The sequence below is a fragment of the Massilia luteola genome, assembly GCF_034420155.1.
In the GTDB taxonomy this organism is placed as follows: Bacteria; Pseudomonadota; Gammaproteobacteria; order Burkholderiales; family Burkholderiaceae_D; genus Telluria; species Telluria luteola.
The window spans coordinates 137,048-159,770 of sequence record NZ_JAXOFN010000003.1; the positions used below are offsets into that span (position 1 = coordinate 137,048).

Here is a 22,723-nt window from a genome sequence, read left to right on the forward strand (position 1 = left end):
TGTGCGGGGGTGGTCCCCCTTTGGTTTTTGAACTGCCGGTGCTGCCGTACTGCGTGTGGTGCGTGTACTGCGTTACTGCGTTCGAAACGAAGGATGCATGCTGCCCGCGGGACGCCGGCCGCGCTCGTGACGCGGCCGGCCGGGGCACGGGGCCCCTGGTGATCAGTTGACTGGGGCGCCCTCCTCGTACCAGCGCTTGATCAGGTTGCGCTCGTCGGGCGTGATCTGGGTCGCGTTATTCAGCGGCATCTGCTTGAGCACGACGGCCTGCTGGTACATCTCCTGGGCGTGGCGCTTGATCGATTCCGGCGAATCGAACGAGATGCCTTTCGACGCCATCGCGGCCGAGTGGCACATCGAGCAACGCTGGGCGACGACGCCTTTCACCTGTTCGAAGCTGACGTTCTGCGCGCTGGCGCCGGCGGCGGCGCCGCTGTTGGCGACGGCCGCGGTGGGCGCGGCGGACGCGATGGTCGGCACGTCGATCTCGGGTTTCGGGACCAGGTAGACGATGAGACCCATCAGGGCGGCGACGCCGAAGCCGGCGAATTCCCACGGCACGCGCTTGCCGTGCACCATCGCCTTGTGGCGGGCCACGAAGCTCTGGCGGATCAGGGCGCCCGTCAGCATCATCAGTACCAGAACGACCCAGTTGTTGTCGCCCGAATAGAGCCAGCCGTAGTGGTTCGACAACATCGCGAACAGCACCGGCAGCGTGAAATACGTGTTATGGACGCTGCGCTGCTTGGCGCGCCAGCCGTAGATCGGGTCGACCGGCTGGCCGGCCTTGAGCTGGGCGACGACCTTGCGCTGGCCCGGGATGATCCAGAAGAACACGTTGGCGCTCATCGACGTGGCCAGCATGGCGCCCACCAGCAGGAAGGCGGCGCGGCCCGCGTACAGCTGGCAGGCCAGCCAGGCGGCGAACACGACGAACACGAAGATGATACCGCCGACGATGGCGTCGCCGTTCTTCTTGCGGCCGAACGTGCGGCAGATCGTGTCGTACACGAGCCAGAACGCGACGAGGAAGCCCAGCGCGGTGCCGACGGCGGCGCCAGCGGTCCAGTCGTGCACCTGCTTGTCGACCATGAAGGTGCCGGCATTGAACAGGTACAGCACCGTGAACAGGCCGAAACCGGACAGCCACGTGGCGTAGCTCTCCCAATAGAACCAGTGCAGGCCTTCGGGCATCGACTTCGGCGCCACGAGGTATTTTTGCGGGTGGTAGAAGCCGCCGCCGTGCACGGCCCACAGCTCGCCGTCGACACCCTTCTCCACCAGGTCGGGAGAGGTCGGCTTGGTCAGCGAATTGTCGAGGAAGACGAAGTAGAACGATGCGCCGATCCAGGCGATCGCCGTGATGACGTGGGTCCAGCGCAACAGCAGGTTGGCCCAGTCGAGCAGATAGGATTCCATAGAGCCTCTTACGAAAGGAAGTACGGCATGAACGACTGCACGTACTGTCCCATCACCACAGCGGGCTCTGTGAGGGGCAAATCATCGCAACCACCGGCGTCGGGCTGGGCCCGCATGCCGATGTGCTCCGCGGCGACATCTACAACTGTATACGATCTTGTCGAAAATGGGGAGATTTTTTATGACAAGAACAAGGCTTGATGCTTACGAGCCACGGTAGGTCGAATACGACCACGGGCTGACCAGCAGCGGCACGTGATAGTGGCCGGCCGCGTCCGAAATACCGAACTCCAGCGGCACGACGTCGAGGAAGGCCGGCTCGGGCAGGCTGACGCCCTTCTCGCGGAAGTACGCCGCGACGGCGAACGTCAGGCGATAGCGGCCGACCGCCATCGTCTCGGCGTTCAGCAGCGGACCGCCGTCGTTGCGGCCGTCGCTGTTGAGCGTGAGCGTCCTGATCGTGCGCGCGCCATTGGCGTCGAGCGCTTCGAGCGTCACGCACATGCCGGCCGCCGGGCAGCCGTTCATGGTGTCGAGCACGTGGGTGCTGAGGTGTCCCATCTGTTTTCCTTTCTTGGTTGACGAAAAAATTGCATACACTTTGTGTTTTCTTTTTTTCGAAAAGTGTATACACTCCAATCACGATGTCAATCACTTATTGTGTAAAGCGACCATGAGCCGAGCCCGAACGCCCCTGAAGATCGTCCCGTTGACCCATGATACGCCCGCGGGCGCGCCGGCCGGCGGCGCCACGCAGCGCATCGTCGACGCCATCACCACCGCGATCGCCGAGCGCCGCCTGATGCCCGGCACCAAACTGTCCGAACAGAAGATCGGCGACATCTTCAAGGTGTCGCGCACCGTGGTGCGCCAGGCGTTCAACCAGTTGTCGCGCGACCGCCTCGTAGTGCTGGAACCGGCGCGCGGCGCGTTCGTCGCCACGCCCACCGCCGAGGAAGCGAACGACGTGTTCGAAGTGCGCACTATCCTCGAGACGGCCGTCACCAGGCAGCTGTGCGCGACGATCACCGACGCCCAGATCAAGCAGCTGCGCGAACACCTGCAGCTGGAACAGGCCGCCGTCGCCAACGCCGAAGTCCCGGGGCGCACCCGCCTGCTGGGCGACTTCCACCTCGTGCTGGCGCAGATGCTCGGCAACCAGGTACTGGTGCAGATGCTGTCCGAGCTGCTGACGCGCTCCTCGCTGATCGCGCTGATGCGCCAGTCGTCGCAGTCGGCGGAGGAATCGCTGGACGAGCACGTGGCCATCGTCGACGCCTTCGAAAAGCGCGACGTCAAGGCGGCCGTGCGCCTCGTCTCGAAACACCTGGCCAACGTGCAGCACAACCTGCACCTCGATCCGCAGCGCGTCGACCTGGCCGACATCCTTCACCCGTGACCCACGAACGAGCCATCATGACCCAACCCTACCCACGTGACCTCGCCGGCTACGGCCGCGAACAGCCGTACGCCGACTGGCCGGGACGCGCCCGCGTCGCCGTGCAGTTCGTCCTGAACTACGAAGAAGGCGGCGAGAACAGCGTGCTGCACGGCGACGCCGGCAGCGAGCAGTTCCTGTCCGAGATGTTCAACCCGGCCTCGTTCCCGACCCGTCACCTGTCGATGGAGAGCATCTACGAATACGGCTCGCGCGTCGGCGTCTGGCGCATCCTGCGCGAGTTCGAAAAGCGCGGCCTGCCGCTGACGGTCTTCGGCGTCGGCATGGCGCTGGAGCGCAGCCCGGACGTGACGAGCGCGTTCAAGGAACTGGGCCACGAGATCGCCTGCCACGGCTGGCGCTGGATCAGCTACCAGAACATGGACGAGGCGGCGGAGCGCGCCGACATGGCGCGCGGCATGGACGCCATCGAACGCCTGACCGGCGAACGCGCCCTCGGCTGGTACACGGGCCGCGACAGCCCGAACACGCGCCGCCTCGTCGCCGACTACGGCGGCTTCGAATACGACAGCGACTACTACGGCGACGACCTGCCGTTCTGGCTCAAGGTGCGCAAGACCGACGGCACGCAGGCGCCGCAACTGGTCGTGCCGTACACGCTGGACACCAACGACATGCGGTTCGCGCTGCCCCAGGGTTTTTCGCACGGCGATCCGTTCCTGGCCTATCTGCGCGACGCCTTCGACGTCCACTACCAGGAAGGCGGCGACCGTCCGTCGATCCTGTCGATCGGCATGCACTGCCGCCTGCTGGGCCGCCCGGGACGCTTCCGCGCGCTGCAGCGCTTCCTGGACTACATCGAGCAGCACGACCGCGTGTGGGTCGCGCGCCGCATCGACATCGCGCGCCACTGGAAGACCGCGCACCCCTACAACCCCGACACCGCTTTCGCGTGGGAGTAATGACAATGTTAACGCTGGAGACACTCAACGCCGCCGACGAGGCGCACTTCACCGCGCTGCTGGACGGCGTCTACGAGCACTCGCCGTGGATCGCGCAGCGCGCCTGGCCCAGGCGCCCGTTCGCGACGCTCGCGCAGCTGAAGCGCGGCCTCGTCGAAGCCGTGCGCGACGCCTCGCACGAGGAAAAACTGGGCCTGATCCGCGCCCACCCGGAGCTCGCGGGCAAGGCGATGGTCAGCAAATCGCTGACGGCGGAATCGACGAATGAACAGAACAAGGCCGGCCTGACGAACTGCACGCCGGAGGAATTCGCGACGATCCAGAAGCTGAACGCGGACTACAACGCCAAATTCGGCTTCCCGTTCATCCTCGCGGTGCGCGGCCCGCGCGGCCTCGGTTTGCAGAAGGCCGAGATCATCGCCACCTTCGCGCGCCGGCTGGGCAACGGGCCCGACTTCGAATTCGCCGAAGCGCTGCGCAACATCCACCGCATCGCCGAGATCCGCCTGGACGACAAGTTCGACCAGCACCCGGCGCTCGGCAACGACGTGTGGGACTGGCACGAACAGCTGGCCACCCACACCGAACCCGGGTACGCCGAGCGCGGCGAGCTGTGCGTGACCTACCTGACCGATGCGCACCGCGCCGCGGCGCTTCATCTGGCGCAATGGATGCGCGAGGAATGCGGCTTCGACGACGTCACGATCGACGCCGTCGGCAACGTCGTCGGCATCTATCATGGCGCCGATCCTGCCGCGAAGCGCCTGCTGACCGGCTCCCACTACGACACCGTCCGCAACGGCGGCAAGTACGACGGCCGCCTTGGCATCCTCGTGCCGATGGCCTGCGTGCGCGAACTGCACCGCCAGGGCAAGCGCCTCGCCTACGGCATCGAAGTCGTCGGCTTCGCCGAAGAGGAAGGCCAGCGTTACAAGGCCGTGTTCCTCGGTTCGGGCGCCCTGTGCGGATCGTTCGACATGGCGTGGCTCGACCAGAAGGACGCGGACGGCATCACGATGCGCGCGGCGATCGAACACGCTGGCCTCAAGGTCGAGGACATCGCCGCCCTGAAACGCGATCCGGCGCGCTACCTCGGCTTCGTCGAGACGCACATCGAACAGGGGCCGGTGCTGAACGACCTCGACCTGCCGCTGGGTGTCGTTACCTCGATCAACGGCAGCGTGCGATTCGTCGGCGAGATCGTCGGCGTCGCCAGCCACGCCGGCACCACGCCGATGACGATGCGCCGCGATGCCGCCGCCGCCGCGGCCGAACTGGTGCTGTTCGCCGAGAAGCGCGGCGGCGCGGTCGCCGATCTCGTCGCCACCGTCGGCATGCTGGACGTGCCGAACGGCTCGATCAACGTGGTGCCGGGCCGCTGCCGCTTCTCGCTCGACGTGCGCGCCACCACCAACGACGTGCGCGACGCCGCGGCCGCCGACATCCAGGCCGAACTCGCGGCGATCTGCCAGCGCCGCGGCCTCCAGTACGCGCTCGAGGAAACGATGCGCGCGGCCGCCGCGCCGTGCGCCGCCGAATGGCGCCAGCGCTGGGAGCGCGCCGTCGCGACGCTCGGCCTACCGGTATTCCGCATGCCCAGCGGCGCCGGCCACGACGCGATGAAACTGCACGACATCATGCCGCAGGCGATGCTGTTCCTGCGCGGCCTGAACGCCGGCATCAGCCACAACCCGCTCGAATCCATCACCAACGACGACGCCGAACTGTGCGTCCAGGCGTACCAAGCCCTTCTCGACCAACTCGCATCGGACTTCTGACATGACCATGACCGCCACCAACAACACCGCCGCCCCCTACGAAGCGCTGGACGCCTGGATCGACGCCCATTTCGACGAGGAAGTGCGCTTCCTGCAGGAGCTCGTGCGCGTGCCGACCGACACCCCGCCGGGCAACAACGCCCCGCACGCCGAGCGCGCCGCCGACCTGCTGCGCGCATTCGGCTTCGACGCCGAGAAGCACGCGGTGCCGGCGCCCACCGTCAAGGCCGCCGGCCTGGAGACGATCACGAACCTCGTCGTGCGCCGCAAATACGGCGCGGGCCGCACCGTCGCGATGAACGCGCACGGCGACGTGGTGCCGCCGGGCGACGGCTGGAGCCATGATCCGTACGGCGGCGAAGTCGTCGACGGCCAGCTGTTCGGCCGCGCCGCCGCCGTCAGCAAGTGCGATTTCGCGACCTTCACGTTCGCGACCCGCGCCCTGGAAGCGCTGGGCGCCCCGCTCAAGGGCGGCGTCGAACTGTACTTCACGTACGACGAGGAATTCGGCGGCGAACTGGGCCCGGGCTGGCTGCTGCAGCAAGGCCTCGTCAAGCCGGACCTCCTGATCGCCGCGGGCTTCAGCTACCAGGTCGTCACCGCGCACAACGGCTGCCTGCAGATGGAAGTGACGGTCAACGGCAAGATGGGCCACGCGGCCGTGCCGGAAACCGGCGTCGACGCGCTGCAGGCCGCGACCCGCATCCTCGTCGCGCTGTACGACCAGAACACCCAGTACAAGCAGGTCAAGAGCCAGGTCAAGGGCATCAACCACCCTTACCTGAACGTGGGCCTGATCGAAGGCGGCACCAATACCAACGTCGTGCCGGGCAAGGTCGTGCTGAAGCTCGACCGCCGCATGATCCCGGAAGAGAACCCGCTCGAGGTCGAAGCGACGCTGCACAAGGTGATCCGCGCCGCCGTCGCCGACTGCCCGGGCATCACCGTCGAGATCAAGCGCATGCTGCTGGCGAACGCCCTGAAACCGCTGGACGGCAACCAGCCGCTGGTCGACGCCCTGTCGCGCCACGCCACCAGCGTGTTCGGCGAAGAGATCGGCGCCGCCGGCACGCCGCTGTACACCGACGCGCGCCTGTTCGGCGAGGCGGGCGTGCCGGCCGTGCTGTACGGCTGCGGTCCGCGCACGGTCGGCGAGAGCAACGCCAAGCGCGCCGACGAGCACATCGACCTGGAAGACCTGCGCCGCGCCACCAAGGTCATCGCGCGCACGCTGTTCGACCTGCTCGACTAAGACTTCCTCCGCCCTCGTGGCAGCGGGCGCTCCGGCGCCCGTTTTCATTGGCACGCCGCCCACGCGTTCGGCCGACGCGTGAATGACCGGTATCCGTCCGTGTCGGAGCCGGCTGCGCGTGGGCACGGGGTGCCCACCCTACCGGGCCGTCAGGCGCAGCGCCAGCGGCGTCTCCGGCCTCAGGGTGATGTTGAAGACCGGTCGCGGCGGCGCCATCCCGCCCGGCACCGCGACCGTGTAACGCTGCAGGAACATCGCCGCGAGCAGCGTCATCTCGGCCAGCGCGAGATGCTGGCCCAGGCACACGCGCGGCCCCGTTCCGAACGGCATGAACGCGCCGCGCGGGATCGAAGGCGCATCCGCCGCGAACCGCTCGGGACGGAACGCCTCCGGTTCCGGGAACCAGCGCGCGTCGTGGTGCATCAGGTGCAGCGGCACCGCGAAGATCGTCCGCGCCGGCAACTGCCAGCCGCCCAGCGTGATGGGCCGCAGCGCGCGCCGCGAGATCAGCACCGGCGCGGCCGGATACAGGCGCAACGTCTCCTGCAGGGTGCGCCCCAGATAGTCCAGCACGGGCAGGTCCGCGGCCGTGGGCGCCCTGCCCTGCAGCACGGCGTCGACCTCCGCGCGCGCGGCCGCCTGCGCGTCCGGATGCGCGGCCATGCACCAGGACCACCACGTCAGCGTCGCCGCCGTCGTCTCGTGCCCTGCCAGGAACGCCGTCATGCACTCGTCGCGCACGGCCTTGAGCGGCCACGTCGCCGGGTCGTCGACGTGCAGGGTCAGCAAGCGGGTGAGCAGGTCCTGCGGCCAGTCCGCCCGCGCCATCGCCATGCGGGCGTGCACCTGGCCATCGATCAGGCGGTCGAGCGTGGCGATGGCGCGGCGCTTCGTGCGCTTCCACGGCATCCAGTCCGGCCAGCTGGCGGGCCAGTACATCTCGGCATTCCCGGCGACGGAGCACACGTGTACGGCCCGCTCGGCCTCGCGCGCGTCGGCCGCGATCCCGCTGGAGAACATCATCCGCACGATCACGTCCATGCCCAGCGACGTGAACGCGCTCTCGATCGGCCACGCATCGTCCGCCTGCGGCCAGTGCGCGAACGCGGCGGCGGCGGCGGACGCGATGGCGGGCGCGAACGCCTGCACGGCCTTGGGCGTGAACGCCGGCTGCAGCGCCTGGCGTTTCGTGCGCCACGCGGCGCCCTCGGACGTCAGCGTGCTGTGCCCGTGCACTTGCGAGAATACCTCGATGCCGCGCTCCCAGCGGACCAGCGCGTCGTGCTGGTCGACGAGCAGTTCACGCACCAGTTGCGGGTCGGTGACGATGACCTGGTGCTCGGGCCAGATGGGCAGGTGCACCATGTCGCCGTACTCGCGCCGCCAGCCCGACAAGGTACCGAGCAGGTCGCCCGACATCTGGCGCAGGAAGCGCCAACCGGTCAGGCCGGACGGCGGGCCGGGAGGCCAGGTGCCGAGTGGATGGGATACCGGGGCCGCATGCGTCGCGCCGGCATGGAAGGGGCAGGATGGGGGCGTGGTCGTTTTCATGGCGCCCATTGTCGAACCGGGCCGGCGTGCGGTATTGAACGAAAACGACATCGGGGGGATTTTGTGTGAGTATGTCGACCGGTCCGCGGACGTATACTAGGGCTCCGCTTCTCGCCGAAAGATCGCATGGATATCCATACCCGTATCGCCGCCGTCCTCCACGTCGTCCTGGGGCTCATCGGTGCAGCCTTCCTGATGTTGGGCGGGCTCGCGTTCGGCGGCTTCGCCGCCTTCGTGAAGGATGCGCACGTACCCGGCTTCATCCTGGGGCTGGGTGTCGTGTTCCTGACCCTGTTCATCCTCATCGCCCTGGCCGACGCCGCCGCCGGCATCGCGGTGCTCAGAGGGAGCCGGAATGGCCGCGTCTTCCTCATCGTATTCAGTGTACTCGACCTGTTCAAGTTCCCGTACGGGACAGCGCTGGGTGCCTACACGCTGTGGGCGCTGCTGCGCAAGCAGCCAGCGCCCATTCGCACGCCGTGATCCCGACCCGGCGCCCGCCCTGCCCCGATCCACTCGCACGCGCACCCCGCGCCGCCGCGCCCTCCGGCCGGCCGACCGACTGGCTGCGCCTGCCCCCGCCGTCGCTGCAGGGCGCGCTCGTCGCGCTGGCCGGGCGCGACACCCGCGGCCTGCACCTCGACGACGTCCAGCGCCTGTCGCATTTTCCGTCGTCGCCGCTCGTCACGCTGTCGTGGTTCCGCGACGTCGACGTCGGCCAGGTCAGGCAAGGCGCGCACGGCGTGGAATGGCAACCGTTCGGTTCACCCTGCGTCGTCTCCGGCACGCAGGCCGATCCCTGCACGAGCTGGGCGCCGACGACGGGACACGGCTGCATGGCGCTCTTCCGCGCCGACGCCGCGCAAGCCCTGTTCGGGCTGGACCTCGCGCGCATCCAGGACCGGTTCGTGCCGGCGGCAGACGTCATGGACGCCGCATGGACGCCGTTCTGGGACGCGCTGCGCGCCAGCGCCGACGCGGATCTGATCGACGTGCTGGAGCGTCACCTCGCGCGCCGCTGGCAGGCGCTGCGCGGCCGCGATTCCGGCCAGGCCTCGCTGCGCCAGCTCGGCCGGCACTGGGTCGAACGCCTCGCGTGGCAGGCGCACGAATGGCGGCGCGAACACAGCCCGCGCCACGTCGAGCGCCGCATCAAGTCGTTCAGCGGCCGTTCGCTGCGCGAGTGGCAGGCGATCGTGCGCACCGAAGGCCTGTTCTTCGCCGCGCGCGACCGCCACGACGCCGGCCAGCCGTTCGACTGGGCCGCCATGGCGCTGGACGAGGGCTTCGCCGACCAGGCCCACATGACGCGGGCCGTACGCCGCATCACCGGCTTCGCGCCGGCGGAATTCGCACGCCGCTTCGTCGACGACGAGTCGTTCTGGATGTACCGGCTGTGGGTGTGAAGCGTGTGCGGACTCAATCGAACGTGCAGCGCACGCCGAAACGGATCGTGCGCGGCGCGCCGGGCGCGTAAAAGGTCGAGTGCACGGGGCGCGCGCCGTCGCCCCGCGCCATCGGCGTGCCGTCCGCCGTGAAGCCCGCCACGCCCAGTTGCGCCGCCGTCGCGTAGCGCCGGTCGAACAGGTTGTCGACCTGGACGAACAGGCGTACGCGTGGTGCCGGCGCAAAGATCGTCCCGAGGTCGAACACGGCATGGCCCGCGGTCAAGCCGCCGCCCAGGAACCCGGTGCCGTCCGGGCGATGCAGCCCGTTCTCGTTGCCGCGCGCCGTCGCATCCGACACCGCCTGCATGCCCAGTTCCGCCGACCACGCGGGCGCGACGTGCCACTCGGCGCGCGCCTTGAACACGTGGCGCGGCATCAAGGGCAGGCGGTCGCCAGGCCGCACCGCGATGTTGCCGTCCGCGTCGGCGCCGCTGTTGCCGGCACCGTTGATGGTCTCTCCGCTTTCGAACGTCGCGGCCAGGTAGGTGTAATGCACGGACATCACCACCGCACCGGCATGAGTGTCGGCACCCAGCTCGGCGCCCTGGCGGCGCGTGCGGCCGACATTGCGGAAGTAGCCGAAGCCCGCCGCGTCGTCGGCGACGAACAGGATGTCGTCGGCGTTCGTCGCGCGAAACACACCGGCGTTCCAGTGCACGCCGCGGAGCGTCCCGCGCAGGCCCGCTTCCCAGGTGCGCGTGACGACCTGGCGCAGCGGCGGGTCGCCCGCCATCGCGTTCGGCAGCTTGCATGGAGTCGCCGGGTCGGCGCAGCCCAGTTCCACGGCCGTCGGCGTGCGGCTGCCTTCGTTGTAGCCGGAATAGGCATGCAGTGTCCGCGCCGGCGACCACGTGATGCCGGCCGCGGGATTGAAGCGGCCGTAGCGATCGTCGCCGTCCAGCGAACCGCTGCCGCCGCCGGGATGGATGCGGTCGCGGTTGTGGACGGCCGTGCGGTTGTAGCGGCCGGACAAGGTGACGTGCAGGCCGTCGCGCAGGCGCAGCGTGTCCATCGCATACACGCTCCACGTGCGCGTGCGGCCGCCGAGGTCGACCGCCCTGGCGCCGTCGAACAGCTCGACCGGCGCGATGGCGCGGTCCGAAGTCACGGTGCCGAATTGCGCGCGCTGGCGGAAGTCCACGCGGCTCGCGTCGAACGCCGCGCCGGCCGCCAGCCCACCGGACAGCGACGCCTGTGCGCTCAATCCGGCACTCGCCTGCGTGCTGGCCGTGCGGTTGACGAGTCCATTCGGCGCGTCGTCGACGAGCGCATCGTCGTTCAAGTCCCCGTTGACTGTCGATGTACGGATGTGGCGGTAGTACGCGTTCCCCGACAGCAGGACGCCGGCGGCGACGTCGCGACTCCCCGCGAGATTCAGCAGCGCGGCGCGGTTCCCGGTCACGTCCGGCTTCGTGTAGACGCTGGCGTAGTCACGCGCCAGCAGCCGCGACTCCTGCAAGCCGTTGCCGGCCAGGTGGCTGGACGAGAACGCGGCACTCAGCGCCACGTCGCTCGACCCGCCGCGCCAGCCCACCTTGCCGAACAACTGGCCGAGGCGCGTGGGCGAATCGTCGCGCCAGCCGTGGTCGCGAAACTCCGTGCCGGTGACATACCAGTGCAGTCCCCGCCCGTCATGGCCGCCGTGTTCGAATCCGGTCTCCGCGCGGCCGTAGCTGCCCGCCTGCGCATCCACGACCGTGCCGGGATCGTGCGCGCCATCCTTGGTGCGGACGACCAGCGCGCCGCCCAGCGTGTTCAGTCCGAACAGCGGATTCGAGCCCGGCATCAGGGTCAGCGCCGCTATGGCCGCGCGCGGGATCAGGTCCCAGCCGACGACGTCGCCGAACGGTTGATTCATGCGCACGCCGTCCATGTACACGGACAGTCCCTGCGGCGTGCCGAGCAGCGGCGACGCCGTGAAGCCGCGGTAGTTGACGTCCGGCTGGAATGGATTGCCCTGGATCTCGTTGACGAAGACGCTGCCCAGCCGGCGGTTCAACGCGTCCGGCAGCGTGGCGCCGTCCGGCGCGCCGATGGCGCCGGCGTCAAGCGCCTGCACGTTCGCCGCGATCCGTTCGCGTGCGACGCCGGGTCCCTGCAGCGGCGTCGTGCCGACGATTTCGACGACGGCCGGCGGCGTGTCGGCGGCCGCGATGCCGTGCCAGGCCGCGGCAACGGCGAGTACGGTCCGCCGCAGGTGCTTGCGATATGCCATGGTCGATGGGGTCCCTGTCTCCGTGATGGTCTGTTGCTGCCATCACTGCAGGAACCATTCCAGGACGCGGCGCCACGACATCGGCCGGCGCGGGCACGCCGTTGCGCCACTTCGGATCAACCGGGTGTTCCGTTCCGGTACAACTCAGGCTGGCGTGAAGATACGGTTCAGGGTCGCGGCGTCGAGCGCATCGTCCGCGTAGGCGAACGTCCCCTGCTCCAGCACTTCGCGCGCCGCGCGCATGAGCGCCCCGTACGCGGCGCGCGCGAGCGACGCGCCCAGGCTCACGCGCGTGACGCCGAGCCGGGCCAGTTCGGGAACGGTGAGCGGCATGCCGGGCATGCCCATCATGATGTTGACCGGGCGGTCGACCGAGCGCACCACTTGCGCGATGTCTTCGGCGGTCCGCAGGCCCGGTGCGAACAGCACGTCCGCGCCCGCTTCCTGATAGGCCTGCAGGCGGCGGATGGTGTCGCCGAGATCCGGCCTGCCGACGCGGAAGTTTTCGGCGCGGCCGGTGAGCACGAACTTGAAGCCGAGCGAGCGCGCCGCCTCGGCCGCCGCGCGGATACGGTCGGTGGCCAGGCCGATGTCGTACAGCGGGTCGTGCGGATCGTCGGTCGCATCCTCGATGGAGCCGCCCACGATGCCGGTCGCCGCCGCCTCGACGATCGTGCGGGCCGCGTCGTCGGCGGACGCGCCGAAACCCGACTGCAGGTCGGCGGACAGCGGCAGGTCCGTCGCCGCGGCCAGTTCGGCCAGGTGCGGCAGCATCGCGCGCACGGTGATGGTCGGATCCGTCTTCCCTTGCGAGAACGCGAAGCCGGCGCTCGTCCCCGCGAGCGCCGGCACGCCCAGGTGCTGGAGCAGCTTCGCCGATCCGGCATCCCACGGGTTTGGGATGACGAAGCAGTTGCCGCGCCGGTGCAGGTCGGCGAACGCCTGCGCTTTGTCCAGCCGGGTCTTCATGTGTTCCATGATGCGCATCTCCTGTCGGTGGTGGAACGCTACGTTACCAGACACGCGACGCGGCAAGATGCGCGGAATATCACATGCCGGGTTCCTCACCCACGCGCACCACGTGCAGCAGGTTCGTGCGGCCCGGACGGCCGGACGGGAAGCCGGCCACCACCACGACGTCGTCGCCCACGTCGGCCAGGCCGTGCTGCTGCGCGGCCGCGACGCCGTCCGCCACCATGCGCTCGAAGCCCTCGGCTTCCTGGAACGCGACCGGATGCACGCCCCATACGAGCGCCAGGCGGCGTGCGATCTCGGCGCGCGGCGTCAGCGCGAGGATGGGAGCGGACGGCCGCTCGCGGCTCGCGCGCAGGCACGTGGCGCCGCTGGCCGTGTACGTCACCGTCGCGGCGGGCGCCAGCAGGTTCGTCACACGCCGCAGCGCGCAGCAGATCGCATCGGCCGTCGTCTTGTCGGCCGGCTGGTGGCTCGCGTCCAGGCCTTCGCGCCAGCGCGCGTCCTGCTCCACTTCGCGGATCACATTGTCCATCACGGCCACGGATTGCACCGGATACTGGCCCGACGCCGATTCGGCCGACAGCATGACGGCGTCGGCGCCCTCGTAGATCGCGGTGGCCACGTCGGACACCTCGGCGCGCGTCGGCACCGGCGCGGACGTCATCGATTCCAGCATCTGCGTGGCGACGACGACGGGACGGCCGGCGGCACGCGCGGCATGCACGATCCGGCGCTGCAGCACGGGCACCTGTTGCGGCGGGAGTTCCACGCCCAGGTCGCCGCGCGCCACCATGATGCCGTCGGCCAGGGCGACGATGCCCTCCAGCGCGTCGATGGCGGCCGGCTTTTCCAGCTTGGCCATGATCCAGGCGCGGTCGCCGATCAGGGCGCGCGCCTCCACGATGTCTTCGGGGCGCTGCACGAACGACAGTGCCACCCAGTCCACGCCCAGCTCCAGGCCGAACGCCAGGTCGGCGCGGTCCTTGTTCGTCAACGGCGAAATTGGCAGCACCACACCCGGCACGTTGACGCCCTTGCGGTCCGACAGCGCGCCGCCCGCCATGACGGTCGTCTCGGCGAAGTCGGGGCCGCAGGCGTCCACGCACAGGCGCAGCTTGCCGTCGTCCAGCAGCAGATCGGTGCCGGGCCGCAGCGCGGCGAAGATTTCCGGGTGCGGCATGCCGGCGCGGGCCGCCGTACCCTCGGCGGTGTCGAGGTCGAGGCGGAAGCGGGTACCGGTTTCGAGCATCGCCTTGCCGCCCGCCATGCGGCCGACGCGCAGCTTGGGTCCCTGCAGGTCCATCAGGACGCCGATGGGCCGGACGATGTCGCGCTCGACGGCGCGGATCGTGTTGAAGCGCGCGGCGTGATCCTCGTGGCTGCCGTGGCTGAAGTTGAGGCGGAAGACGTCGGCGCCGGCCAGGGCCAGCGCGTAGATTTGATCGGGGGTGGAACTGGAGGGGCCGAGAGTGGCCAGGATGCGGGCGCGGCGTTGGCGTAGCATGATCAATCCTTAATATTCGGGGTCGAGGCTCGTAATATTCGGGGTCGGAGCTCGAATTTCACGGGTGAGCTCGGACCCCGACTGACTAGAGGAATAAAAAAAGCGGGTACGCCGCCGCCGCGGCGTACCCGCTAAAGGGAAGTCTCTTTTCTCGGGGACGGCGCCCGGTTTTCAGGGTGGGCTCCGACCCCGACCGACTGACAGCGGATGGTCAGGCCACGTAGATCGCGCGGAAATCGTTCACGTTGGTCAGCGTGGGACCCGTGATGAGGGAATCGCCCAACGCACGGAAGAACGTGTGCGCGTCGTTGTTCTCGAGGCTCGCGCGCGGCGGCATGCCGCGTTCCCAGCCGCGTGCCAGCGTGTCCGGCGTGACGAACGCGCCGGCGATTTCCTCGGCGCCGTCGACGCCGTCGGTATCGCCCGCCAGCGCGTGGATGCCGGGCGCGCCGTCCAGCGCGACGGCGAGCGCCAGCAGGAATTCGACGTTGCGGCCGCCGCGGCCGTCGCCGCGGATGGTGACGGTCGTCTCGCCGCCGGACAGCAGCACGCACGGTCCCGCCACCGGCTGGCCGTGGCGCCTGGCCTGCAGCGCGATGCCGGCCATGACCTTGGCGACGTCGCGCGCCTCGCCTTCGATGCTGTCGCCGAGGATCAGCGGCGTGACGCCGGCCTTGCGGCAGACCTCCGCGGCCGCCTCCAGCGCCATCTGCGGCGAGGCGACGATGTGGGTTTCGACGTGCTCCAGCCGCCGCGCGCCCGGCTTGACGGTCTCGCCCGCGCCGGATTCCAGCAGGCGGCGCGCGCCTTCCGGCAAGTCGATGCCGTAGCGGCGCACGACTTCCAGCGCGTCCGCGCAGGTGGTCGGGTCGGCCACGGTGGGGCCGGATGCGATGTCCATCGGGTTGTCGCCCGGGACGTCGGAAATCAGGAGGTTGACCACGCGCGCCGGGTGGCAGGCCGCGGCCAGCCGGCCACCCTTGATGGCGGACAGGTGGCGGCGCACGCAGTTCATTTCGGTGATGCTGGCGCCGGACGCGAGCAGCGCGCGGTTGATCGCCTGCTTGTCTTCCAGCGTGACGCCCTCGCCCGGCAGCGGCAGCAGCGACGAGCCGCCGCCGGAGATCAGGCAGATCACGAGGTCGTCCGCCGACAGCCCGCGCACCGTGCGCAGCATGCGCTGGGCGGCTTCGCGGCCGGCGGCGTCGGGCACCGGGTGGGCGGCTTCGACGATCTCGATGCGCTCGCACGGCACGGCATAGCCGTAGCGCGTGACGACCAGGCCGGACAGCGGCCCCGGCCAGCTCCGCTCCAGCGCCTGGGCCATCGCGGCCGACGCCTTGCCGGCGCCGATCACCACCGTGCGGCCCTTGGGCGGCGCCGGCAGGTTGCGCGGAATGCACAACGAGGGCTGGGCCGCGTCCACGGCGGCGGTGAACATGCTGGCGAGCAGTTCGCGCGGATTCATCGTAGTCATCAAAGTCTCCTGTTCGGTTCCCGATACCGCCTCGAGACGGGCGGCTTGTCGTAGGGTGGGCTCCCCGAGCCCACGCGCGCGTTGACGTTGTGTTGGCGTTACTGCTTCTGTCCGATCTCGAAGTTCGCCATGATCTCGAGCGCGCGCACCATGGCCGAGTGATCCCAGCTGCCGCCTTCATGCGCGGCGCAGGTGTTGAACAGTTCCTGCGCGGTGGCGGTGTTCGGCAGCGGCACGCCCAGCTGGCGGCCGGTGGTCAGCGCCAGGTTCAGGTCCTTGCGGTGCAGGTCGATGCGGAAGCCCGGCGCGAACGTGCGCTTGACCATCCGTTCGCCGTGCACTTCGAGGATGCGCGAGTTCGCGAACCCGCCCATCAGCGCTTCGCGCACGCGGGCCGGATCGGCGCCGGCCTTGGCGGCCAGCAGCAGCGCCTCACCCACGGCTTCGATGGTCAGCGCGACGATGATCTGGTTGGCGACCTTGGTGATCTGGCCGTCGCCGTTGCCGCCGACGAGCGTGATGTTCTTGCCCATCTTGTCGAACAGGGGCTTCACTTTCGCGAAGGCGGCCTCGCTGCCGCCGACCATGATGGTCAGGCTCGCGGCCTTGGCACCGACTTCGCCGCCCGACACCGGCGCGTCCAGGTATTCGCAGCCCAGCGCATTGACGCGTTTGGCGAAGTCCTTGGTGGCGACCGGGGAAATCGAGCTCATGTCGACGACGATCTTGCCGGCCGTCAGAGCCGATGCGACGCCGTCCTTGCCGAACAGGACCTCGTCCACCTGCGGGGTGTCCGGGACCATGATGAAGACGATGTCCGATTGCGACGCCACTTCGGCGCCGTTCAGGCACACGCGGGCGCCCGCTTCGACGAGGGCCGACGGGGTCGGGCCGACGGTGTTCGTGAACAGCGTGTGGCCGTCGTTGATGAGGTGACCCGCCATCGGGGCACCCATGATGCCCAGGCCGATGAATCCGATGTTTGCCATGATGATTCTCCTTCAGTGTTTTGATGACAGGGCTTACTGCGCGGCCAGCTTGGCGATCCAGTCCAGGCCCGCGCGGGTGTCGGCGGCCGGCTTGTATTCGCAGCCGATCCAGCCGTCGTAGCCGATGCGGTCCAGGTGCCTGAACAGCCACGGGTAGTTGATCTCGCCCGTGCCCGGCTCGTTGCGGCCCGGGTTGTCGGCGACCTGGATGTGCGCGATTTTGGCCAGGTGGCGTTCGACCGTCTTCGCCAGTTCGCCTTCGGTGCGCTGGGCGTGGTAGACGTCGTACTGGACGAACAGGTTGTCCGCGCCGACCGACTCGATCAGGTCCAGCGCCTGCTGCGTCGTGTTCAGGTAGAAGCCCGGGATGTCGTACGTGTTGATCGGCTCGATCAGCAGGCGGATGCCGGCCTGCTTCAGTTGCGTCGCCGCGTAGCGCAGGTTCTCGATGACGGTGCGGCGCAAGGTGCCCGCATCGACGCCCGCCGGGGCGATGCCGACCAGGCAGTTCACCTGACGGCAGTTGAGCGCCCTGGCGTACTCGATGGCGCGGGCCACGCCCTCGCGGAACTCGGCCTCGCGGCCGGGCAGCACGGCGATGCCGCGCTCACCCTTGTCCCAGTCGCCGGCCGGCAGGTTGTGCAGGACCTGCGTCAGGCCGAACTGCTGCAGGCGTTCCGCCAGCGCTTCCTTCTCGAAGGCGTACGGGAACAGATACTCGACGCCCTTGAATCCCGCGTCGTGCGCGGCCTCGAAACGGTCGAGGAACGGCAGTTCGTTGAACAGCATCGTCAGGTTGGCTGCAAATCTTGGCATGTCTGTCTCCTGATTCCGGATCACGCGCGGATCGCGGTCGGTGCGTCGCCCGGCTGTTCGGCCAGCGCCTCGAATTCGTTGACGGCGTCGATCTCCGTGCCCATCGAGATGTTGGTCACGCGCTCGAGGATGATCTCGACGATCACCGGCACGCGGTGCTTGGCCATCAGCGCCTTCGCCTCGGCGAACGCGGGCTGGATGTCGTCGACGTCGCGCACCCGGATCGCCTTGCAGCCGAGGCCTTCGGCGACCGCCACGTGGTCGACGCCGTAGGCACCGAGATCCGGCGCGTTGATGTTCTCGAACGCCAGCTGGACGCAGTAGTCCATGTCGAAGCCGCGCTGCGACTGGCGGATCAGGCCGAGGTAGGCGTTGTTCACGACGACGTGCAGGTAAGGCAGCTTGAATTGCGCGCCGACGGCCAGTTCCTCGATCATGAACTGGAAGTCGTAGTCGCCCGAGATCGCAACGACGTCCGTCTTGGCGCCCGAAGCGACGACGCCCAGCGCGGCGGGCACGGTCCAGCCCAGCGGGCCGGCCTGGCCGCAGTTGATCCAGTTGCGCGGCTTGTACACGTGCAGGAACTGCGCGGCGGCGATCTGCGACAGGCCGATCGTGCTGACGTACGTCGTGTCCTTGCCGAAGGCGCGGTTCATTTCTTCGTACACGCGCTGCGGCTTGATCGGCGAGTTCTCGAAGTGGGTCTTGCGCAGCATGGTGCGCTTGCGTTCCTGGCATTGCGCCGCCCAGGCGCTGCGGTCCGGCAGGCCGCCGATGGATTTCATGCCGCGGGCGACGTCGATCATCAGGTCCAGCGCGGCGCCGGCGTCGGAGACGATGCCGTAGTCCGGGCCGAACACGCGGCCGATCTGCGTGGGTTCGATGTCGATGTGGACGAACTTGCGGCCCTTCTTGTACACGTCGACGGAACCGGTGTGGCGGTTCGCCCAGCGGTTGCCGATGCCGATGACGAAGTCGGATTCCAGCATCGTCGCGTTGCCGTAGCGGTGCGACGTCTGCAGGCCGACCATGCCGGCCATCAGCGGGTGGTCGTCGGGGATCGCGCCCCAGCCCATCAGGGTCGGGATCACGGGCACGCCGACGATCTCGGCGAATTCCTGCAGGCGCGCCGCGGCGTCCGCGTTGTACACGCCGCCGCCGCAGACGATCAGCGGACGCTCGGCCGCGTTCAGCATGGCGAGGGCCTTCTCGGCCTGGGCGCGGGTCGCGGCGGGCTTGTAGACCGGCAGCGGCTCGTAGGTCTCGATGTCGAATTCGATCTCGGCCACCTGCACGTCGAACGGCAGGTCGATCAGCACCGGGCCGGGACGGCCGGAACGCATGATGTGGAAGGCTTGCTGGAACACGCGCGGAACGAGGTCCGGCTCGCGCACGGTGACGGCCCACTTGGTGACCGGCTTGGCGATCGACTCGATGTCGACGGCCTGGAAGTCTTCCTTGTACAGGCGGGCACGCGGTGCCTGGCCCGTGATGCATAGGATAGGTATCGAATCGGCCAGGGCGGAGTACAGGCCCGTGATCATGTCGGTGCCGGCCGGACCCGAGGTGCCGATGCAGACGCCGATGTTGCCGGCCTTGGCGCGGGTGTAGCCCTCGGCCATGTGCGAGGCGCCTTCTACGTGGCGGGCGAGCACGTGCTCGAAACCGCCGTTCTTCTTCATTGCCGAGTAAAACGGGTTGATCGCGGCGCCGGGCACGCCGAACACCGTGCTCACACCTTCCTTGCGCAGCACTTCGGCTGCGGCGTCGATCGCTCTCATTCGGGCCATGTTCTCCTCCGTTTCATTGGTTGGTTTTAGACGATGACCCAGCATATCGATTACCCAGCACAAGATGAATTGCTGCTATTATCGGCACTGTCGATACTTAAAGTATTGAATGAGAAAGACAGCATGGATCGCTATACCGAAATACGGAGTTTTGTCCTCATCACCGAAAAAGGGAGTTTCGCCGGCGCCGCCCTCGCGGAAGGCGTGACGCCCGTCGTCATGGGCCGGCGCCTGGACGCCCTCGAACAGCGCCTCGGCGTGCGCCTCATGCACCGCTCGACGCGCGGGCTCACGCTCACGGCGCTGGGCGAACAGTTCATCGAACCGTGCCGCCAGCTGCTGCGCGATTTCGACATCACGGAAAACAGCATCAGCGCGGGCCGCAGCACGGTGCGCGGCCACCTCGTCGTGTCGGCGCCGGCCGCGTTCGGACGGAAGCACGTGGCGCCGCAGGCACCGCCTTTTCGCGCCATCCACACGGAACTCAAGATGTCGTTCAACTTCACCGACAGCGTCGTCGACCTCGTGCGGGAGGGCTACGACATGGCGATCCGCATCGGCGAAGTCATGGACCCGAACTACGTCGCGATCCCGCTGTTCCCGAACCGGCGCGTGGTCTGCGGCACGCCCGACTACTTCGAGCGCAACGGCGTGCCGCGCACGCCGGAAGACCTCGCGCAGCACAACTGCCTGGCCTTCAACCTGCAGGGCGGCCAGCAGCGCGGCTGGACGTTCCGGCGCGACGGCAAGCTGTTCGCCGTGCGCGTGGACGGCGACCTCGCCTGCAACGACGGCGAGCTGTTGTTCGATTGGGTCAAGCAGGGACTGGGGATCGGCTGGCGGTCCACGTGGGAGATCCAGGCCGAGCTGAAACGGGGCGAACTGGTGACCGTGCTGGACGAGTACGCGGTCGGCAATTACCCGATACAGGCCGTGTTCCCGCAGCAGCGCTACCTGCCGGCGAAGATCCGGCATTTCATCGATCACCTCAAGGCGGTGTACAACACGCCCGGGTATTGGGAACGGCAGCTCGGCGCGGGATGACGACCGTCAGGCGGCCGCGCGGTCCGGCACCGCGGCAGGTCCCCTGACGTTCAGCAGCGCGAGGCGGCCCTCGGCGGCCGCCCGCTTGAGGTCCGCATCGGCCGCGGCGATCACGCCTGGTGCCAGCACGCCGGCGTCGACGATGCCGATCGCCTGGTTGCGGCCGCCCGTCTTGGCCGCGTACAGGCACAGGTCGGCCAGGTGCACCAACTGCTCCCAGTCCGGATCGATGGCGTCCGGCTGCAGGGCCTTGGGGCAGAAGCCGATCGAAATGGTCGCGGTGAGTTCGCGGTCGTCGAGCGCGATAGTCGTGCCGCCCACGGCCGCCAGCACGCGCGCGCAGACCTGGCGCGCTTCGTCCGTGCCGATGCCGGGCAGGTAGGCCAGGAATTCCTCGCCGCCCCAGCGGATCAGCACATCCTGTTCGCGCAAGGTAGCGGCCAGGCGCGCCGCGACGTTCTTCAGCACGACGTCGCCCGCACCATGGCCCAGCGTGTCGTTGATCGACTTGAAGCGGTCGATGTCCATCAGCAGGAACACGCCGCCCGTGCGGCCCTCGGCGCCGGCGCGCCGGTCGGACGCCGCACCGGCCTTGCGGTGATGGCGCGGCACGACCTGCTCGTAGAAATAGTGGCGGTTGAAGAGCCCCGTCAGCGAATCGCGCGTGCTCTGCATGAACAGTTGTTCGTTCTTCTGCTGCAGTGCCTTGTTGGCCTTCGCCACGCGCCCGTACAGGAGGGCGATCAGGATGACGGCGACGCACGTCGTGGCGCTGAGGGCCACCCACAGGCTGCGCTGGCGCCGGGCGCTCGTCAATTCCGCGGCCTTCAGCACGCTCTCGTGGTGGAGCGCGGCGAGCTCCGTCTGCTTCTTCTGGTTGTCGCGCGCGCGCTGGAGCGCCTCGTACGACAGCTCCTTTTCCTTGCGCCACGCGGCCAGCGACACGGAACCGGCCTTCTCGTAGATCGTCAGGGCCGCTTCGCCGAAACCGACCTGGCCCAGCGCATGGCCGTAATTGAGCAGCATGCGGACATACTGGTCGTCGCTCTTCAGGGCCTCGAGCGCCTTGTCCGCCATGGCCCTGCCCTCGGCGATGTTGCGGAAATAGATTTGCGTGAGCCCGAGTTCGAACGTGGCGAGCCGGATGCCGTAGTCGTCGCCGACCGCGCGCGAGATGCGCAGCGCCTTCGTCGCCGCGCGCTCCGCTTCGCCGTAGCGCCGGCCCTGCATGTAGAGTTCGGAGAGGTTCGCCAGCGGCACCGCGAGCCGCTCCTGCGCATCGAGCTTCTCGAGCAGGTCGACCGCCGCCCGCAGCGCGCTTTCCGCCCGCTTCGGATTGCCCGCGCGCGCGGCCGTCGCGTACTCGGACAGCCGCGCGTGCGCGAGCTGGCCGCGAATGCCGCGCGCGCGCGCGGCGGCGATCATCTCGTCGGTGCGCGCCAGCGCCTCGGTGAATTTGCCGACACTGGCCAACAGGCGCGCCTGTTCGCGCAACGCCATCTGCAACGCGTCCGGATCGTTGCCGGCCCGCGCGACATCCACCGCGCGGGTCACGAGTTCGATGCCGCCGGCCGTGTCGCCATCCTCTTCGGCCAGCATGCCCTGCGTGACGAGCGCCTCGGTTTTCAGATAGGGATCGGCCGAGTCGTCCGCGAGCCGCGCGGCGCCCTGGACCAGGCGGCGCGCCGCTTCCTGGTCATGCACATACTTGGACAGCGCATACGCATGGTGCAGCATCGCCTGGGCCAGCAGGTCGTCGTCGTGCAGTTCGCGGCCGAGCCGTTCCGCGCCAAGGGCGGCGTCGACGGCCCGGTTCATGTCCTTGAGCCACCAATAGGCGCCGCTCGTCACGACCAGCACCTGGCCCAGTTCGCGGCCCGTGTGTCCCTGCCTGAGGACGTCGAGCCGGCGCAGCGCCGCCCGCGGCGTGACGTAGGCCTCTTCCCGGATGGCGGTCAGATCGCGGGTGAAGTCCGCATGCGGATCGCCGGACTGGGCCACGGCCGCCTGGCAGACGAGCAGCAGGCCCAACAATAACCGGCGTACAACCATGCTTCCTCCAAACGTAGTCCCAAATAGTAACACCGGGAAACGTCAGATTCCA

General features: G+C 68.7%; 18 protein-coding genes. 7 read left to right on the forward strand and 11 right to left on the reverse strand.

Features of this window, described 5'->3' with window-relative positions; genetic code table 11:
* Positions 1–162: 162 nt before the first annotated feature.
* Together U9J41_RS06035 and uraH are read right to left on the reverse strand one after the other, a co-directional pair.
* The gene (locus U9J41_RS06035) at positions 163–1,419 is read right to left on the reverse strand and encodes a urate hydroxylase PuuD (protein ID WP_322400875.1); all 1,257 of its coding nucleotides are present in this window, start codon (positions 1,417–1,419) and stop codon (positions 163–165) included.
* Between the two features lie 204 nt (positions 1,420–1,623).
* Positions 1,624–1,980, reverse strand: coding sequence for a hydroxyisourate hydrolase (gene uraH, locus U9J41_RS06040; RefSeq protein ID WP_322400876.1), 357 nt, complete (start codon positions 1,978–1,980; stop codon positions 1,624–1,626).
* A 112-nt stretch (positions 1,981–2,092) separates the two neighbouring features.
* Between uraH and U9J41_RS06045 the strand changes: the two genes are divergently transcribed.
* The 4 genes from U9J41_RS06045 to U9J41_RS06060 are packed head-to-tail and all read left to right on the forward strand — an operon-like array spanning position 2,093 to position 6,810.
* Entirely contained in the window at positions 2,093–2,818 is a 726-nt protein-coding gene (locus tag U9J41_RS06045) for a GntR family transcriptional regulator (protein WP_322400877.1), read from the forward strand.
* Between the two features lie 17 nt (positions 2,819–2,835).
* Positions 2,836–3,780, forward strand: coding sequence for an allantoinase PuuE (gene puuE, locus U9J41_RS06050; protein ID WP_322400878.1), 945 nt, complete (start codon positions 2,836–2,838; stop codon positions 3,778–3,780).
* Positions 3,781–3,785: 5 nt separating this feature from the next.
* Positions 3,786–5,558, forward strand: coding sequence for a 2-oxo-4-hydroxy-4-carboxy-5-ureidoimidazoline decarboxylase (gene uraD, locus U9J41_RS06055; RefSeq protein WP_425260082.1), 1,773 nt, complete (start codon positions 3,786–3,788; stop codon positions 5,556–5,558).
* Between the two features lies 1 nt (position 5,559).
* Complete coding sequence (locus tag U9J41_RS06060; RefSeq protein WP_322400881.1) at positions 5,560–6,810, forward strand: M20 family metallopeptidase; 1,251 nt, start codon at positions 5,560–5,562, stop codon at positions 6,808–6,810.
* 138 nt (positions 6,811–6,948) lie between these two features.
* Here U9J41_RS06060 and U9J41_RS06065 read toward each other — a convergent pair whose 3' ends face one another.
* Positions 6,949–8,361: a cytochrome P450 gene (locus U9J41_RS06065; RefSeq protein ID WP_341850615.1), complete on the reverse strand. Its 1,413-nt coding sequence runs from the start codon at positions 8,359–8,361 to the stop codon at positions 6,949–6,951.
* A gap of 126 nt (positions 8,362–8,487) precedes the next feature.
* Between U9J41_RS06065 and U9J41_RS06070 the strand changes: the two genes are divergently transcribed.
* Positions 8,488–8,844, forward strand: coding sequence for a hypothetical protein (locus U9J41_RS06070; RefSeq protein WP_322400883.1), 357 nt, complete (start codon positions 8,488–8,490; stop codon positions 8,842–8,844).
* Positions 8,841–9,767, forward strand: a complete 927-nt coding sequence (locus U9J41_RS06075) for a helix-turn-helix domain-containing protein (RefSeq protein WP_322400884.1) — start codon at positions 8,841–8,843, stop codon at positions 9,765–9,767. The genes U9J41_RS06070 and U9J41_RS06075 overlap by 4 nt, the downstream gene beginning before the upstream one ends.
* A 13-nt stretch (positions 9,768–9,780) precedes the next feature.
* Here the strand turns inward: U9J41_RS06075 and U9J41_RS06080 are convergent, their stop codons facing one another.
* From U9J41_RS06080 to gcl, 7 genes are all read right to left on the reverse strand, one after another.
* Positions 9,781–12,024, reverse strand: a complete 2,244-nt coding sequence (locus U9J41_RS06080; RefSeq protein ID WP_322400886.1) for a TonB-dependent receptor — start codon at positions 12,022–12,024, stop codon at positions 9,781–9,783.
* Positions 12,025–12,168: 144 nt separating this feature from the next.
* The gene (locus tag U9J41_RS06085; protein WP_322401101.1) at positions 12,169–12,993 is read right to left on the reverse strand and encodes an isocitrate lyase/PEP mutase family protein; all 825 of its coding nucleotides are present in this window, start codon (positions 12,991–12,993) and stop codon (positions 12,169–12,171) included.
* Between the two features lie 79 nt (positions 12,994–13,072).
* Positions 13,073–14,503, reverse strand: coding sequence for a pyruvate kinase (pyk, locus tag U9J41_RS06090; protein WP_322400887.1), 1,431 nt, complete (start codon positions 14,501–14,503; stop codon positions 13,073–13,075).
* Positions 14,504–14,714: 211 nt separating this feature from the next.
* The gene (locus U9J41_RS06095; RefSeq protein WP_322400888.1) at positions 14,715–15,980 is read right to left on the reverse strand and encodes a glycerate kinase type-2 family protein; all 1,266 of its coding nucleotides are present in this window, start codon (positions 15,978–15,980) and stop codon (positions 14,715–14,717) included.
* 98 nt (positions 15,981–16,078) lie between these two features.
* Positions 16,079–16,969 carry a 2-hydroxy-3-oxopropionate reductase gene (locus U9J41_RS06100; protein ID WP_322400890.1) on the reverse strand — a complete coding sequence of 297 codons (891 nt, stop codon included), beginning with the start codon at positions 16,967–16,969 and terminating at the stop codon, positions 16,079–16,081.
* A gap of 33 nt (positions 16,970–17,002) precedes the next feature.
* A complete protein-coding gene (gene hyi / locus U9J41_RS06105; protein WP_322400891.1) occupies positions 17,003–17,785 on the reverse strand; it encodes a hydroxypyruvate isomerase in 783 nt (260 codons plus the stop codon).
* 20 nt (positions 17,786–17,805) lie between these two features.
* Entirely contained in the window at positions 17,806–19,575 is a 1,770-nt protein-coding gene (gene gcl, locus U9J41_RS06110; RefSeq protein WP_322400892.1) for a glyoxylate carboligase, read from the reverse strand.
* A 123-nt stretch (positions 19,576–19,698) separates the two neighbouring features.
* Between gcl and U9J41_RS06115 the strand changes: the two genes are divergently transcribed.
* Positions 19,699–20,619 (forward strand): LysR family transcriptional regulator, encoded by a 921-nt coding sequence (locus U9J41_RS06115; protein WP_322400894.1) that lies wholly within the window; start codon positions 19,699–19,701, stop codon positions 20,617–20,619.
* A 6-nt stretch (positions 20,620–20,625) separates the two neighbouring features.
* Here U9J41_RS06115 and U9J41_RS06120 read toward each other — a convergent pair whose 3' ends face one another.
* Complete coding sequence (locus U9J41_RS06120; RefSeq protein WP_322400895.1) at positions 20,626–22,671, reverse strand: GGDEF domain-containing protein; 2,046 nt, start codon at positions 22,669–22,671, stop codon at positions 20,626–20,628.
* Positions 22,672–22,723 lie beyond the last annotated feature (52 nt).